At 58.1% G+C, this 14,126-nt stretch carries 9 protein-coding genes; all 9 read left to right on the forward strand.

All coding sequences use genetic code 11. From position 1 onward, the window contains the following. Nucleotides 1-2: 2 nt before the first annotated feature. The 9 genes from tssH to AC3ISG_RS11420 all read left to right on the forward strand — a co-directional run bounded on the left by tssH (nt 3) and on the right by AC3ISG_RS11420 (nt 14,122). Nucleotides 3-2,633 (forward strand): type VI secretion system ATPase TssH, encoded by a 2,631-nt coding sequence (gene tssH / locus AC3ISG_RS11380; RefSeq protein WP_489299299.1) that lies wholly within the window; start codon nt 3-5, stop codon nt 2,631-2,633. Beyond that, entirely contained in the window at nt 2,633-6,565 is a 3,933-nt protein-coding gene (gene vgrG / locus AC3ISG_RS11385) for a type VI secretion system tip protein VgrG (protein ID WP_489299504.1), read from the forward strand. The genes tssH and vgrG overlap by 1 nt, the downstream gene beginning before the upstream one ends. Nucleotides 6,566-6,573: 8 nt before the next feature. Next, nucleotides 6,574-7,200, forward strand: a complete 627-nt coding sequence (locus AC3ISG_RS11390) for a DUF2931 family protein (RefSeq protein WP_489299505.1) — start codon at nt 6,574-6,576, stop codon at nt 7,198-7,200. Nucleotides 7,201-7,207: 7 nt separating this feature from the next. Beyond that, a complete protein-coding gene (locus AC3ISG_RS11395; RefSeq protein ID WP_489299300.1) occupies nt 7,208-7,936 on the forward strand; it encodes a DUF2931 family protein in 729 nt (242 codons plus the stop codon). Nucleotides 7,937-8,190: 254 nt separating this feature from the next. Further along, complete coding sequence (locus AC3ISG_RS11400) at nt 8,191-10,857, forward strand: hypothetical protein (RefSeq protein ID WP_489299301.1); 2,667 nt, start codon at nt 8,191-8,193, stop codon at nt 10,855-10,857. After that, nucleotides 10,854-11,570, forward strand: coding sequence for a hypothetical protein (locus tag AC3ISG_RS11405; protein ID WP_489299302.1), 717 nt, complete (start codon nt 10,854-10,856; stop codon nt 11,568-11,570). The genes AC3ISG_RS11400 and AC3ISG_RS11405 overlap by 4 nt, the downstream gene beginning before the upstream one ends. A gap of 131 nt (nt 11,571-11,701) precedes the next feature. Then, complete coding sequence (locus AC3ISG_RS11410; RefSeq protein WP_489299303.1) at nt 11,702-12,427, forward strand: hypothetical protein; 726 nt, start codon at nt 11,702-11,704, stop codon at nt 12,425-12,427. 205 nt (nt 12,428-12,632) lie between these two features. Then, entirely contained in the window at nt 12,633-12,896 is a 264-nt protein-coding gene (locus AC3ISG_RS11415) for a PAAR domain-containing protein (RefSeq protein ID WP_489299304.1), read from the forward strand. Nucleotides 12,897-12,898: 2 nt separating this feature from the next. Beyond that, a complete protein-coding gene (locus AC3ISG_RS11420; protein WP_489299305.1) occupies nt 12,899-14,122 on the forward strand; it encodes a hypothetical protein in 1,224 nt (407 codons plus the stop codon). Nucleotides 14,123-14,126 lie beyond the last annotated feature (4 nt).

The raw sequence follows: 14,126 nt of genomic DNA on the forward strand, positions 1-14,126 counted from the left end.
CCATGGCACAGAGCTCCTCCCGTTTGCTACGCCGCCTCAACCCTTTCTGCGCCCAGGCCCTGAGTGCGGCCGCGACGCTGTGCCAAAGCCGGGGCCACGGCCACATCACCATCGAGCACTGGCTGCTGAAACTGCTGGGGCAGGGCGACGGCGATCTGGTGCTGATCGGCCGGCGTTACGAGTGGGACATCGAAGCGCTGTGGACCGGCTTGCTCGACCACCTCGACCGCCTGCCGCGCAGCGTCCAGGCCAAGCCGCAGCTGTGTGACAAGTTGCAGCGGCTGATCAAGAACGCCTGGGTACACGCTTCGCTGGACGAGGACAACGAGCAACTGCGCTCGGCCCACGTCCTGGCGGCGCTGATCGAGTCACCCGACCTTCTCGCATGCTTAGAGGCCTGGCCGTTGCTCAGCCTGAGCGAGGTGCAGTTGCGTCACTTGCTGCCGTTGCTGGACGAGCATTCCGATGAGCGTCCGCAGACCGGGCAGGTTCTGGACCTTGGCCCGGATGTTTCGCCTGTGGAGGGTGAGGCTGGTCGCCAGGAAAACCCTGTGCTGGCGAGGTTTACCCAGGACATCACCGACAAGGCGCGCAACGGCGAGATCGACCCCGTGCTGGGCCGTGACGACGAGATTCGTCAGGTCATCGACATCTTGAGCCGCCGTCGCAAGAACAACCCGATTCTGGTGGGCGAACCCGGCGTCGGCAAAACTGCGCTGGTGGAAGGGCTGGCCCTGCGCATCGCCGAAGGCAACGTGCCCGCCAGCCTGAAACCGGTCAGCGTGCGAACACTGGATCTGGGGCTGTTGCAAGCCGGCGCGGGAGTGAAAGGCGAGTTTGAACAGCGCCTAAAAGACGTGATCGAGGCCGTGCAGCAGGCCGAGCATCCGGTGCTGCTGTTCATCGACGAAGCCCACACGCTGATCGGCGCGGGCAATCAGGCCGGAGGCGCCGATGCCGCCAATCTGCTCAAACCCGCCCTGGCCCGAGGTGAACTGCGCACCATCGCCGCGACCACCTGGAGCGAATACAAGCAGTATTTTGAACGTGACCCGGCGCTGGAGCGGCGCTTCCAGACGGTCAAGGTCGACGAGCCTGATGACACCACGGCGATGATCATGCTGCGCGGGTTGAAGGCCCGCTACGCCAACCATCACGGCGTGCACATCGAGGACGCCGCGATACAGGCGGCGGTGGTGCTGTCGCGCCGCTATCTGCCCGGTCGGCAGTTGCCGGACAAAGCCGTCGACCTGCTCGACACCGCCAGCGCCCGGGTGCGCATGAGCCTGGACTGCGAACCCCAGGCGCTGATCGCGAGCAAGGCCCGGCGGTCCGCGCTGGAGCAGGAACGCCAGGCGCTGCAAGACGATCAGCGCATCAGTGGACGCCACGCCGATGAACGTCTGGCGGCCATCGCCAAGCAGCTATTGTCCCTGAGCGATGAGCTGGGGCGACTTCAGCACCAGCACGCCAACGAATTCGATCTCGTGCAGACGTTGCTCGCTGCTCGTCATGCCGAGGTGTTCGATTCCGGCACCTGCGCGGCTCTGCAACTCCAGCTCAAGGCGGTCCAGGGCGATGTGCCGCTGCTGTCGCTGGACGTCGACGATCGCAGCGTCGCCCAGGTCATTGCCGACTGGACCGGCGTGCCTCTGAGTAGCTTGCTGAAAGATGAACAGGCCAGCCTGCTGGCTCTGGAGCAGTCGTTGGCGTCCCGCGTCATCGGTCAGGAACGCGCGTTGACGGCGATGGCCCAGCGCCTGCGCGCCGCGAAAACCGGCCTGACCGAAGAAGACTCACCGCTGGGGGTCTTCCTGCTGGTGGGCAGCAGCGGCATCGGCAAGACCGAAACCGCCCTGGCGCTGGCCGACACCCTGTTTGGCGGCGAGAAATCGCTGATCACCCTGAACCTCTCCGAGTACCAGGAAGCCCACACCGTCAGCCAGCTGAAAGGTGCGCCGCCCGGTTACGTCGGCTACGGACAAGGGGGCGTGCTCACCGAAGCGGTGCGCCAGCGACCCTACAGCGTCGTGCTGCTGGACGAAGTGGAAAAGGCCCACCGCGACGTGCTCAACCTGTTTTATCAGGTCTTTGATCGAGGCTTCATGCGGGACGGCGAAGGGCGCGAAATCGACTTCCGCAACACCGTCATCGTCATGACTTCCAACCTGGGCAGCGATTTGTTGCAGGACTACCTGCTGGCGAACCCCGATGCACTCGACGGGGAGGTGCACGAGCAACTGCGACCGGTGCTGCGCGAGCACTTCCAGCCCGCGTTGCTGGCGCGTTTTCAGACGCTGGTTTATCGACCGCTGCAGGCGCCTGCGCTCAAACGCATAGTGGCAATCAAGCTGGGCAAAGTGGCGGAGCGGTTGCGCCGGCATTACGGGCTGGACTGCCGGATCGACGAGCGCCTGCACGACACGCTGGTGGAGGCCTGCCTGCTCCCCGACAGCGGCGCGCGGAACATCGACAGCTTGCTCAATCAACAGATTTTGCCGGTGCTGAGTCAACAGCTTTTACAGCGTCAGGCGGCACGATTGCCCACCCGGGGCGTGGTGCTGGGGCACTGCGACGAGGAGGGCATCACCCTTGAGTTCGTCGGAGCCCTGGCTTCGGTGGAGGGTGAATGATGAACGATTCCATTGGGGTGTTTTTCGACCATAGCCGTCACAAGCTGACCGTTCATAACCTGTCTGTCGCGCTTGATGTGCTGGCGTTTGAGGGCGAGGAGCGGCTGAGTCAGCCCTTTCATTACCGCGTGGAATTTACCTCGGTTGAGCGGGACATCGGGGCTGAGCGGATGCTCGGGCAGGATGCGCAGTTCAGTCTGCATGCGGCGCCCCACACGTTGCCGATGGCTATTCCTGGCTTGCCGGTGCCTAAGGTTGAACCGCTGCGGACGTTGCATGGGGTCATCACCGGGTTTAAGCGGCTGTCTGGCTCGGCTGACGAGGCGCGCTATGAAGTGACGCTGGAGCCGCGCTTGGCCTTGCTGGGTCGTGGGCGGCAGTTTCGGATTTATCAGCATCAGTCGGTGCCGCAGATTGTCGAGAGCATTCTGCGGACGCGGCATGATTTTGAAGGGCAGGATTTTCTGTTCACGCTGGTGCGGGAGTACCCGGCGCGCGAGCAGGTGATGCAGTACGGCGAAAGCGATCTGGCGTTTATTTCCCGCCTGTTAGCCGAGGTGGGGATCTGGTATCGCTTTAGTAATGATGAGCGATTGGGTATTGCGGTCGTCGAGTTTCATGATGATCAGCGGCATTACGTTCGCCCTCGGATCAGTTTGCCGTTCAGGCCTCAGTCGGGGTTGGGTAGCAGCGGGAGGGATGGCGTCTGGGGGCTGCAGGTCAGTCATGAGGTAGTGGAGAAGAGCGTTCACTTTCGGGCTTATCACCATCGGGATGCGAACGCATGGCTGGATGGGGATGTAGATCAGACTCGGGGTGACACCACAACGTATGGCGAGGCGTATCACTATGCGGAGCCGTATCGCGTATTGGGCGACAAGCTGGATCAGGATGAAGATCTGCTTGGGGAGAGCGGATTTTTCTATGGTCGGCTGCGGCATGAGCGGTATCTGAATGATCAGACTCGGCTCAGCGGTATCAGCAGCAGCGCTTCGTTGGGACTGGCGCAGGTCCTGCAAATTTCTGGCGGCGCGCCCCAAGCGTTTGAGCCGGGAGCGGTCATTACAGGACTGCAGCTGCGCGCTGCGCGGGATCGCAGTTTTGAGTTGAGCTTTGAAGCGATTCCGTATTCCGAGAGCGTGTGTTTTCGGGCGCCTTTGCTGGCGAAGCCGCAAATTGCCGGAACCGTCCCGGCCCGGGTCACCAGCTCGCTGGCCAACGATCCCTATAGCCACATCGACCGCGAAGGCCGCTACAAGGTCAACTTTCTGTTTGACCGCGACAGTTGGGAGCTGGGTGAGGAAAGCCTTTGGTTGCGCCTCGCCCGACCTTATGCGGGCGATACCCACGGCCTGCACTTGCCGCTGATCTGCGGCACCGAAGTGGCGATTGCCTTCGAGCAAGGCGACCCGGATCGGCCTTACATAGCCAATGCGCTTCATGACAGTCGCCATCCTGACCATGTGACGCTACTGCGCAGCGATTACAAGCGCAATGTCCTCCGCACGCCGGCCAACAACAAGCTGCGCATGGAAGACGATCGCGGCCAGGAGCACATCAAACTCAGCACCGAGCACAGCGGCAAGAGCCAGCTCAACCTTGGGCATCTGGTCGACAACGAGAAGGATAAGCGCGGCGAAGGGTTTGAATTGCGCACCGATGGCTGGGGTGCGATTCGGGCCGGGCGCGGGGTGTTTATCAGTGCGGATGAACAGACCAGGGCGCAGGGTAAACAGCTCGACATGAGCGCGGCGGTCGGTCGCTTGCAGAGTGCCGGCGAACAACTGGAAACAATCTCGGCAGATGCCGCCATTAGTAACGCCGAAGCCGCTGACGTGCAGGCGCAACTTGATCTGCTGAAACGGGACCTGGACGCGCTCAAATCCTCGGTCCTGCTGCTCAGCGCCCCGGACGGCATCGCCCTGACCAGCGGCAAGCATCTGCAACTGGCCGCACAAGAAAACCTGATGCTCGACGCGGGCGGCCACGCCGACATCAGCGTGGTCAAGAAACTGTTCATGGGTATCGGCCAGGGCCTGAGCCTGTTCGTGCGCAAGGTCGGGCTCAAGCTGATCTCCAACGAAGGCCCGGTGAGCATCCAGGCGCAGAACGACACGCTTGAACTGCTCGCTCGCCAGGGAATAAACATCACCAGCACCGAAAACGAAATCCACATCACCGCCAAGAAGCGAATTGTCCTCAACGCCGGCGGCAGCTACCTAGCCATCGAGCGGTGCAGCATCGAATCCGGCACCGCCGGCGACTACCTGATCAAAGCCGCGCACTTCGATTTCAAAGCGAAAGCGGAACAGCCGATTGAAATGCCAGTCCTGCCGCCCCTGCTGGATATTCCGCCTGAACTGCACGAATTCTGGCCTAGCTTCAGCGGCGGCAATATTCATTACGAGCGGAGCATGATCAAAAATGCCGCGCCGGTTGAACAGCCCGAGCCACTTGAGGAGGAAGAAGAGGAAGAAGAAATCACCGAGGGCATCACTCTGCGTATCGGGCTTTTCTTTGACGGTACGGGGAATAACCAGAGCAATGCGGCAGCGACCGCACAGTGCCGACAATCGGATTTGGACAGCTTTAGCCGTGAAGAGCTGGAGAGCATTGCCGCGACGTGCAAGCAGTATGGGTTTGGGGAGTTTGACGGGAGTGCCTTCAATAGCGCTCCAGATAACAGTTACGGGAATGCGCCGAGTAATGTGGCGTATTTGTATCAGCTGTATCCGGACAGCGCGGTGGATGGCATATCGGCTGAAGCAAAAGCCGGCTACATCAAGGCGTACATTGAAGGTATCGGCACCCGCAGCGGTGGCGAAGATGCAACTGTCATTGGTCAGGGTCTTGGCCAAGGTGAGACTGGGGTAGTAGCGCGGGTCAAGCAGGTCCCCGATCTGGTTGCGAAGCAGTTGAGTAGCTTCCACCAAACCAATCCCGGCATTGTTATCCAGAATATCGAATTCGACATTATTGGTTTTAGCCGTGGCGCTGCCGCTGCACGGCATTGCGCTAATGAAGTGCTCAAGCCAGGACGTGGGTTATTCGGCGAACTTCTTACAGGTGGCGTGGCGGGCCTGCTGAAAAATTTTGATGCAGCCGCAGATGTTTGCATCAATTTGATCGGTCTGTTCGATACGGTTGCTGCTATCTCAAACCCTGCGCATGGGGACTTCAGCCCTGGCGACGACGTTAATCGTGGCGTCAATCTCTACCTACCACCCCACTGCGCGCGGCAGGTCATTCAGCTTCAGGCGCTCGACGAGTACCGGGCCGACTTTTCTCTTAATCAAGTACACCACACTCACCTTCAGATAAGCCTGCCGGGCGCCCACTCCGATGTCGGTGGGGGCTACCTCCCACGAGCGCGAGAAAAGTTGTGGATGACCCAGCCCCGTAAGGCGAGCGTTCCGACTGGTCAAAGGATTGAATCCCACGCTGCATGGGGCCTTGCAGAAGAGGACGCCAAGGCATTGCGCGCATCAGCCGTGGCCCGTGATGGCTACGTCGCCGTGAAAGCCTGGCCTGCCGCAACTAATCCTCGCGGCAAAGCTGAGCCGGTCATGCAGGACTACTGGATAACCGTAATCCTTGAACGCCCGGTGCATGGCGAACTTAGCCTGATTGCACTGCGTGTCATGCGTGAGATGAGTGTCCGTCATGGGGTGCCATTCGACGTTATTACCGAGACGGATAAACGCTTCAAGTTACCGGACGAACTCCTGCCTATCGCCAAGCGAATCTTGCAGCGGGTAATGACAGACCGGCTGGTACGACTTGAACCTGCGGAAGAAGCGTTGCTACGAGCGCGGTACATCCACCTGTCCGCGCACTGGACTCCAAGAGGCCCCTTCTTGCTTAGCAAGCCGGCACCGCTGAATCGCAGGAATGTGCATCTCAACCGTCCGCAGGAAGGCTACCCAGAATGAGACGTCTGATGTTTGCAGCGGGATTACTAATCAGCCTGAGCGCCTGTGCAAAGGGAGGCTCAGTACCTCCATCCGTCAAGCTGCCCTACCCGGCGTGGTACGTAGGCTTCGCCGCGCCTAGGCATATGGAGGTGTGGGTGGAAAGCGTCGATGTGCTCGATCAGCGGGGATACGTTTTCTTCAACGTGCATGCCGGGGTCGCCGGCTACACGCGTAAGCCTGAGGGTTGGCATAAGGGAACATCTGGGGGGAAACCCATCAATAACGTCGACTTACCAGACCAACTCCTTCTGCGCTGGCAATCACTCGTAGAGCCTCAAGCTTACAAAATCAGCATCCGGATACCGCAGTGGGTCCGTGATGAGATGGTTAGACCAGAGCGTGTTCTATGCCAGTGGAATCATCAATGGAAAACAGACTATCGAGAGACGATCACACTCGGCATGGCACCCGGCGGGATTGTAAAAGTGTGGTTAGGCGGGTCGTGCCTGGGCTTCAAAGAAGTCGGCCGCTATCAAGCTAAAGTCGAGCCGCTGGGCCCTAATCAAGACGGAAAGGGACTGTTTTACCGACCACCAAATCCAGAAGCACAGGCCTGGATAGACCAAAACGGCATTCCCTATGGCAGTTGGTAACCCAGCCATGAGTGCTCGCAAGTACTATCAATACAAGCAGCCGCAGGCGCAATTACGGCTTGGTTCAAGGGCCTCAGCCACAGACTTGCTTCTCCACCTGAAAAAGCTGGTTTGCCTAGCCGGTCTGTTACTCAGCCTCAGCGCGTGCGCGAGTGGCCCAAGGTTACCCCCAGCCCCCAAGCTGCCGTATCCGGCCTGGTACATAGGTTTTGCTGCACCCAAGCACATGGAAGTCTGGGTTGAGGCCGTTGACGTGCTGGACAAACGTGGACTTGCATTCTTCCGAGTTCACGGCGGCGTCGCCAGTTACACCGGGAAAGTGGAGGGCTGGCACCAAGGGGGGACAGGAGGCAAACCTATAAACAACGTTGACTTGCCAGACCTGATCTTTTTGCGATGGCAGTCGCTAGTAGAGCCGCAGGCTTACAGGATCAAAATACAGATACCACAGTGGGTGCGAGATGAGATGGTTCGTCCAGAACGAGCGTTTTGTCTGGTCCCGAATGATTGGAGGGACGATTACCGGAATGTCATCACCTTAGGCATGGCCCCAGCGGGAATTGTCAAAGTGTGGGTCGGTGAGCCATGCCTGGGCTTCAAAGAAGTTGGCCGTTACCAAGCTGAAGTCGAACCGCTCGGGCCCAACCAAGACGGAAAAGGGCTGTTTTACCGAGCACCCAATCCAGAGGCAAGGGCCTGGATTGACCAACACGGTATTCCCTATGGCAGTTGGTAATTTGACCATGGGCATAACGGGCCTTTGTCTCCACCTAATGCCAGCATCAAGACTTGGCGGCGGACACCTCTATGTCGTAGCGCGTCCACTAATTTGCGGTTCAACGACAACTGCAATTTACCGAGCGCCCCGGCTTACATCCTTTAAGACCAAGGTCCGGCTCCCCGCCAGGCTCTTCTACTGTCGCGCGCCTGCAAAAGGGCGAATGGACTTCACGGGCGCACCGCGCCGTCATCGCAGGAGCGAATAACGCTATGAATACTCTGTTTGCCCGGCCCTTCGGATGGGAAGAAACCCAGTCACCGATACTGCCAACGCCCGACACCTTGCCGCCGCGTTCATCTGCCGACGCGCAGCGAGATGCCGACCTACTGCAACCAGTCCAAAACTGGAACCATCCCTTCCGCGATAAACGCGATGCGCTCCAGCACCTGACCCATCTGGCAAATGCCGCGAGCGGCAGCTATCCCCTCGGCAGCAGCGGGCTCTGGCATGGCGGTGTGCATTTTGATGCGGGAACGGCGGGCACGCTGGACCAGTCGAGCGTGGACTGCATCGCGGACGGTGAAGTGGTGGCGTATCGCATAGATGAGCAGTCGCCTGCCACGACGTATTTCGTCAATAAACAGCCCGTTTCAAAGCCGTTCTCGCGCAATTTCGTGCTGGTGCGGCACCGCTTGCAGCCGCCTGCCATCAAAGGCAGCACGGACACGCCGCCGAGTCTGATCATCTACAGCCTCTACATGCATTTGCGGGATTGGGCGGCGTACGAAAAAGACTCGGCTGTCGTCAGGCCAGGATTCTGGAAATCCGGATCGACCCTTCAAGTTCGCGTCGACGTTAACGACATCCATGGGGACTACCCCGGGCAACGCGGACTGAACGCGCGCAACAAGGCGAGCAAGGGCGCGATGATCGGCTGGCTGGCGCGTGGTGCGGAAGTCCAGGTCAGCGGCGAAGGCACTTATCGCAAGCTTGAAAACACCCCCGGCCCCGATCACCTGAAAGACGCCAGCGGTGCGGTGCGAGGTTATGTCTGCGCCGACTTCCTGCGACCCATGGCGGGCGAGCAGCATCGGGTCGTTTCCGAGACGCCCCTGAACGTCCGTGCTCAGCCAATGGTTCGCAAAGGCAACGAGATCGGCACGCTGTATCCAGGCACCGAGGTGACGGTCAGTGGTACGGGCCGGTTTCGCAAGCTGGAGCGGGTCAATCAATACGTGCACTTCGCTTCGTTGCAGAGCGGCGCAGCCGAGCCGGAAGCGCGGGGCAGCGTTGTCGTTCTGGATAGGCCGGTTGCGATCAAGGCCGGTGACCTGATCGGCCACATTGGCCGCTATCACGAAGGCGCCGTCGATTACCCGGAGAATCGTCTGCACCTGGAGGTGTTCAGCGCGGGCGATGTGAACATGTTCCTGCGCCTGAGCCGTGTTTGGGCAGACAAGCTGCCTGCGAGCAGCAGGACCTGGCTGAAGCTGGTGAAAGGCACTCCCGTGGTCGCGCATCAGGGCACTTTTAGCAGCAAAAAGCCGCCGACGTTGAAGGCGGCTGGCACGCCCAGCGCTGCGCAATTGTTGCTTCCCAAAAGTTTGCTCGACGGTTTGCCGGCCGAGCGAAAAATCGCGGTGCCTGCCAGTGCCGACAGCAAAGCGTGCAACTGGTATCGCCTAGATGGGCTGCTGCACGACGCCGACAACAACCTGCTCGACGGATGGGTACGTGAAGAAGTGGACGTGACGCCGTGGCTCAGTCCTTGGTCGTGGGAAGGCTACGAGACCCTCGCCGACTATGATTCGCCGCGGAGCATGCTCGCCTCTTTTATGCGTGCATCAGGCCGGTTCAACGAGGACGAGATCACCCGCCATGGCGCGGCGGCTGACAAGGCCGACCAAGGCCCGATCAAAAAGCGCCTGTTCGACATCATTGACCGAAACCGCGACGGCAAACTGAGCGGTAGCGAGATACAAGCCGCACTGAAACTGCCTGCCCATGCCCAGTCGATTTCGCAATTGATCGTACGCTACCAAAGCGAATGGCATCACGTTCCGGGTAAGTGGGATGCGCTGGACGACTTGCTGGGGCACGGCGGCTCGACGCCTAACCTGAACTGGTTGGCGGAGAAGGAGCGGATCAAGGCGATGAGTTGGTGGGCAGAGGTCGCCGAGCGACTTGGGTTGCCGGCGGATGGGAAGTTGCATCATCTGCATCCGATTGGCTTGATCGGGTGTTTTGAAAAGACAGGTGGCCTGATAGATGTCGAAGCATTTTTAACCTTGTATGCCGCGGAACACACCCGCTTCGCTACGGGCACGCCCGCGCTAACGGCGGGTTCAAGAGAAAATCTGCGCAGGACTGTCGTGGCGATCAACAAGTATTACAAGGAATCCACCGACGTTGCGAGCGTGTACGAGGTTGCTTATATGTTGGCAACGGTCAGACATGAAACCTATCACTGGCCGTCACGCGAGTTTTTCAGCGAAAAACCTGAGATTGGAGAGCTTTCTTACTTTAATAAGTACGACCCTGTTCTTGCTCCTAACCCAGGCCAGCGAGCGGAAGCTGTGAAATACGGAAATACCAGTAAGGGCGATGGGTTTAAATATCGAGGGCGCGGTTGTGTGCATCTAACATGGAAGACTAATTATCGAAAGTTTTCTGATTTGCGAGGCTTCGATTATGTCGCTGATCCGGATGCGGCGGCTAGAGTCGAGCATTCCGTGCCTATTATGATCATTGGTATGACCAAAGGGCTTTTTACAGGGAGGAAACTCTCTTATTATTTTAAAGATGATGCGCGCGACTATTTATATGCTAGGCAAATTATTAATAAGATGGATAAAGCAGCGTTGATTGCTTCCTATGCAGAGCGCTTTGAAAAAATACTACAGCAGTCATCAAGACTGTCGGGAACGCTATTATGAAAATTGAGCGCGCGACACTGATGTTCATGTGTTTGTCAATGTCTACTGGGCTAAGCGCTGATTTTTCCTTATCATCTAGTGCCGATAATACGACCTTAACAGCGCGTGTGGATGGTCATGAATTTAAGTACCCGGATATTATTGGTGACCAAGATGGTCTCTGGACGACGGACGGGCTGATCAATAATGCGCCCGCGCTCTACGTTTTGGGTAGAGATAGCTATTACTACACTTTAAAAACGCATGCAGGGGGTGTGCATATTGACTGTGCGTATGCCGATGCCAGAAATTCCACAAATGGGGCCAGAGTGCTTGCTGGTATGTGCGGGCTGGATGAGAGAATTATCGAAGACTTTCAGGTGATCGCTCAGAACTACTCAAACGACTGGCAAGACTCTGTCTATGGATTCGACACATGGCCAATGATCAGCAATAAAACCAGCGGAGACTTTCTCCTGGGAAAAATTGGCGAGGTTGAGGTATACGATCGATATGCCTCCATGGAGGATCTCTTGAATGCAAAGCCCGAGAAATACGTAAAAACGTCGTTGGGCTGTTATTACTTCAAACAAAAACTGGCATTCTTGGTGTTTAACAAAACTCGGCCGGATACGCCTGTATTTCTAGACGTAATCCGCTCTCACGATCCATTTTTGTTAGATCGGTTAACAGAAGCCAAATTAACAAAAATGGCCGTCAGAAAGTGCCGTTAATAGGAGCGGCAACTCAGGCATTGACGCGTGCAAATAAAGACAGTTACGGCTAGCAAATAATTGATCCCGATGCACGGGACCTTTTAAGAAGACAATTAAAGCAGTCACGAAGGATGTCCGGAGAAATCGCTATGAAAATCGTGAAGGTGTTACTGGGGCTTATGTGCCTGTCGATGGCAACCGGGGTGAACGCAGCCTTTTCAATTTCTTCCAGCGACAAAGATGGAACCCTGACAGCGCATGTTAGCGGTCAGGAGTTTCAATATCCCAATATTATCGGCGATCGATATGGCTTATCGACAGGCGTAAAGCTCATCAATAATGCGCCCGCGCTGTTCGCTTTCGGAAGAGACAGTTATTACTACACTTTAAAAGCAGATGCGCGCGGTGCGTATATCGATTGCGCGTATGCCGATGGCAGAAACTCGAGAAATGGCGCTGGAGTGCTTGCGGGGATGTGCGGTCTCAATGCAAAGATCGACGAAGACTCTCAAAGCATTGCACAGGAGCTCGCTAATACTTGGATGCATTCGGTCTACGCATTCGACACTTGGCCAATGATCAGCAATAAAACTAGCGGAGACTTTCTCCTGGGAAAAATAGGCAAGGTTGAGGTATACGATCGATATGCCTCCATGGATGATCTCTTGAATGCAAAGTCCGAGAAATACGTGAAAACGTTGTCAGGCTGTTATTACTTCAAACAAAAGCTGGCCTTTTTGGTATTTAACAAGCCTCAGCCGGATAACCCGGTATATGTAGATGTCATCCGCTCTCATGATCCGTTTTTGTTAGATCGGTTAACAGAAGAAAAGCTGACAAAAATGGCCGTCAATAGATGCCGTAAATCCAAATAAAACCTGGGTGCGGGCGCACGAGCAAGCGCTACCCATAGGCAGTTTTCAGAGGCATCTAAAACTGCCTGAAAGACTGCCAGGCGCACTTTCTGAAGGGCTTTTCCTGCAATGCACTTTTTTGTGCAAAGCACTGTTACATCCCCGACCTCTATGAAGTCGGGTGGATTCGATCAACTTTTATTTCTGCAATGAAGAGAGACAAATCATGAAAAACATCATCCGCATTGGCGACACGCACACCGGCGGCGGCCAGGTGCTCTCGGGTTCCGGGGTCATGAAATTCGGCGGCATTGGGGTCGCCCGGCTGAACGATCCTGTCTTTTGTCCGCTGCCCGGGCATGGCCCGACGTTCGTGGCCGAAGGGCACCCCACCTTCAATGACAACGGTATCCCGGTCGCCTTTCACGGCCATCGCTGCGCATGCGGATGCCTGTTGATTTCGTCCACGCTGCAAGCGAGTGCACGTTAGTCATGCCGGTCAGACTGGATCAAGTGCCGCCCGTTGCTCAGCGACCCGGTCGGCCCCGGGTGTGGCTGTGGCTTGGCGCACTCGGTTTGCTGGTCATGGCAGGCCTGGTCGCGCAGGTGCTGCTGATCCCGCCACCGGAGGAGGGCCAGCCAATCATCTTGGTGCCCGTTGTGTTTCTGCCGGTCATGATCTGGGCTGCCGTTGCCGGTTTAAGGGCGATGATCTTCGCCGGCCAGCAGCGTTCCGCCGATGGCTGGGATGAGGTGCGGGATGAGGACCTGGCTCAGCGGATCAGCTGTGGTCGCCGCTCGCTTGACGTATTGGGCGCAAGCCTGCACACCGCGATGCGAGCGCCGGACTCGGATACACACCCTCAGCTCGACCTGATGCTCGGGGACGAACCCGCCATCAAATCCCAGGTAACAAGACTTGGCGGTGTGGCACGTCACAGTCGCTTGCCCGGGGATGTAGCCGAAGCGCCTGAGGATGTTCTGGATGGGGCCTTGCGCAGAGTGCTCGGTGATCTGGCACCTGCATTGGCGCAGTTCCCACAAGACAGCCCGATTGCGTTGCTGCTTACAGTTGAGACCTCTGTACCCGAGGAAACGCTTCAGGACATCTGGAAACAGTCGTGGCAACAGTCAGGCATCCGGCACGCCCCAGTGCCTGTTGCCGAAACAGGCATGGCCGCTGTCGACCAATGGCTCGACCAACGCGCTGCGGACCAGAGCCCACTGATGATCATCGCGCTGCAGATCGCCCCCTCGAACGCCGATGTAACGGCTGAGGCCGCGGTTGGGTTGCTGCTTGCAAACCCCACGAACCCTAGCGGTGTAACGACGCTTGCCTGCCTTCATCGTCCTGAACCGGAGCGCGAGCAAGACGACACCTCATTGATCCGGGCAATGCGTCAAGCGCTGGACTGGGTACCGCTGCAGCCTGAGCAGGTCGGTCAGGTCTGGCGCGCAGGTGTCGATGGGGCGCGCAACGCCGCAATTGCTGCACAGATCCCAGCGGCCCTGCCGACGGCGGACGCCAAACCGGAGCTGATCGATCTCGACGCGTTGCTGGGCCACGCCGGACCTGCCGCGCCGTGGCTGGCCATCGCCGCCGCTGCGTTGAATCTGCAGCACGAAGCCAAACCTCAATTTGTTTTGTCCGGGGAGGGTTCGGGTGAAACCGCACTCTGGGGCATGGTCTTGACGCCCGTCCCCGCGCGTCCCTAGCAGG

It is taken from the genome of Pseudomonas sp. GL_135, assembly GCF_057834665.1.

Excerpts from the sequence above, each read along its gene's own strand:
- AC3ISG_RS11390 (WP_489299505.1), top strand. The coding sequence starts at position 6,574 with ATGTTTGCAGCGGGATTACTAATCAGCCTGAGCGCCTGTGCAAAGGGA.
- AC3ISG_RS11405 (WP_489299302.1), top strand. The coding sequence starts at position 10,854 with ATGAAAATTGAGCGCGCGACACTGATGTTCATGTGTTTGTCAATGTCT.
- AC3ISG_RS11395 (WP_489299300.1), top strand. The coding sequence starts at position 7,208 with ATGAGTGCTCGCAAGTACTATCAATACAAGCAGCCGCAGGCGCAATTA.
- vgrG (WP_489299504.1), top strand. The coding sequence starts at position 2,633 with ATGAACGATTCCATTGGGGTGTTTTTCGACCATAGCCGTCACAAGCTG.
- AC3ISG_RS11410 (WP_489299303.1), top strand. The coding sequence starts at position 11,702 with ATGAAAATCGTGAAGGTGTTACTGGGGCTTATGTGCCTGTCGATGGCA.
- AC3ISG_RS11400 (WP_489299301.1), top strand. The coding sequence starts at position 8,191 with ATGAATACTCTGTTTGCCCGGCCCTTCGGATGGGAAGAAACCCAGTCA.
- AC3ISG_RS11415 (WP_489299304.1), top strand. The coding sequence starts at position 12,633 with ATGAAAAACATCATCCGCATTGGCGACACGCACACCGGCGGCGGCCAG.
- tssH (WP_489299299.1), top strand. The coding sequence starts at position 3 with ATGGCACAGAGCTCCTCCCGTTTGCTACGCCGCCTCAACCCTTTCTGC.
- AC3ISG_RS11420 (WP_489299305.1), top strand. The coding sequence starts at position 12,899 with ATGCCGGTCAGACTGGATCAAGTGCCGCCCGTTGCTCAGCGACCCGGT.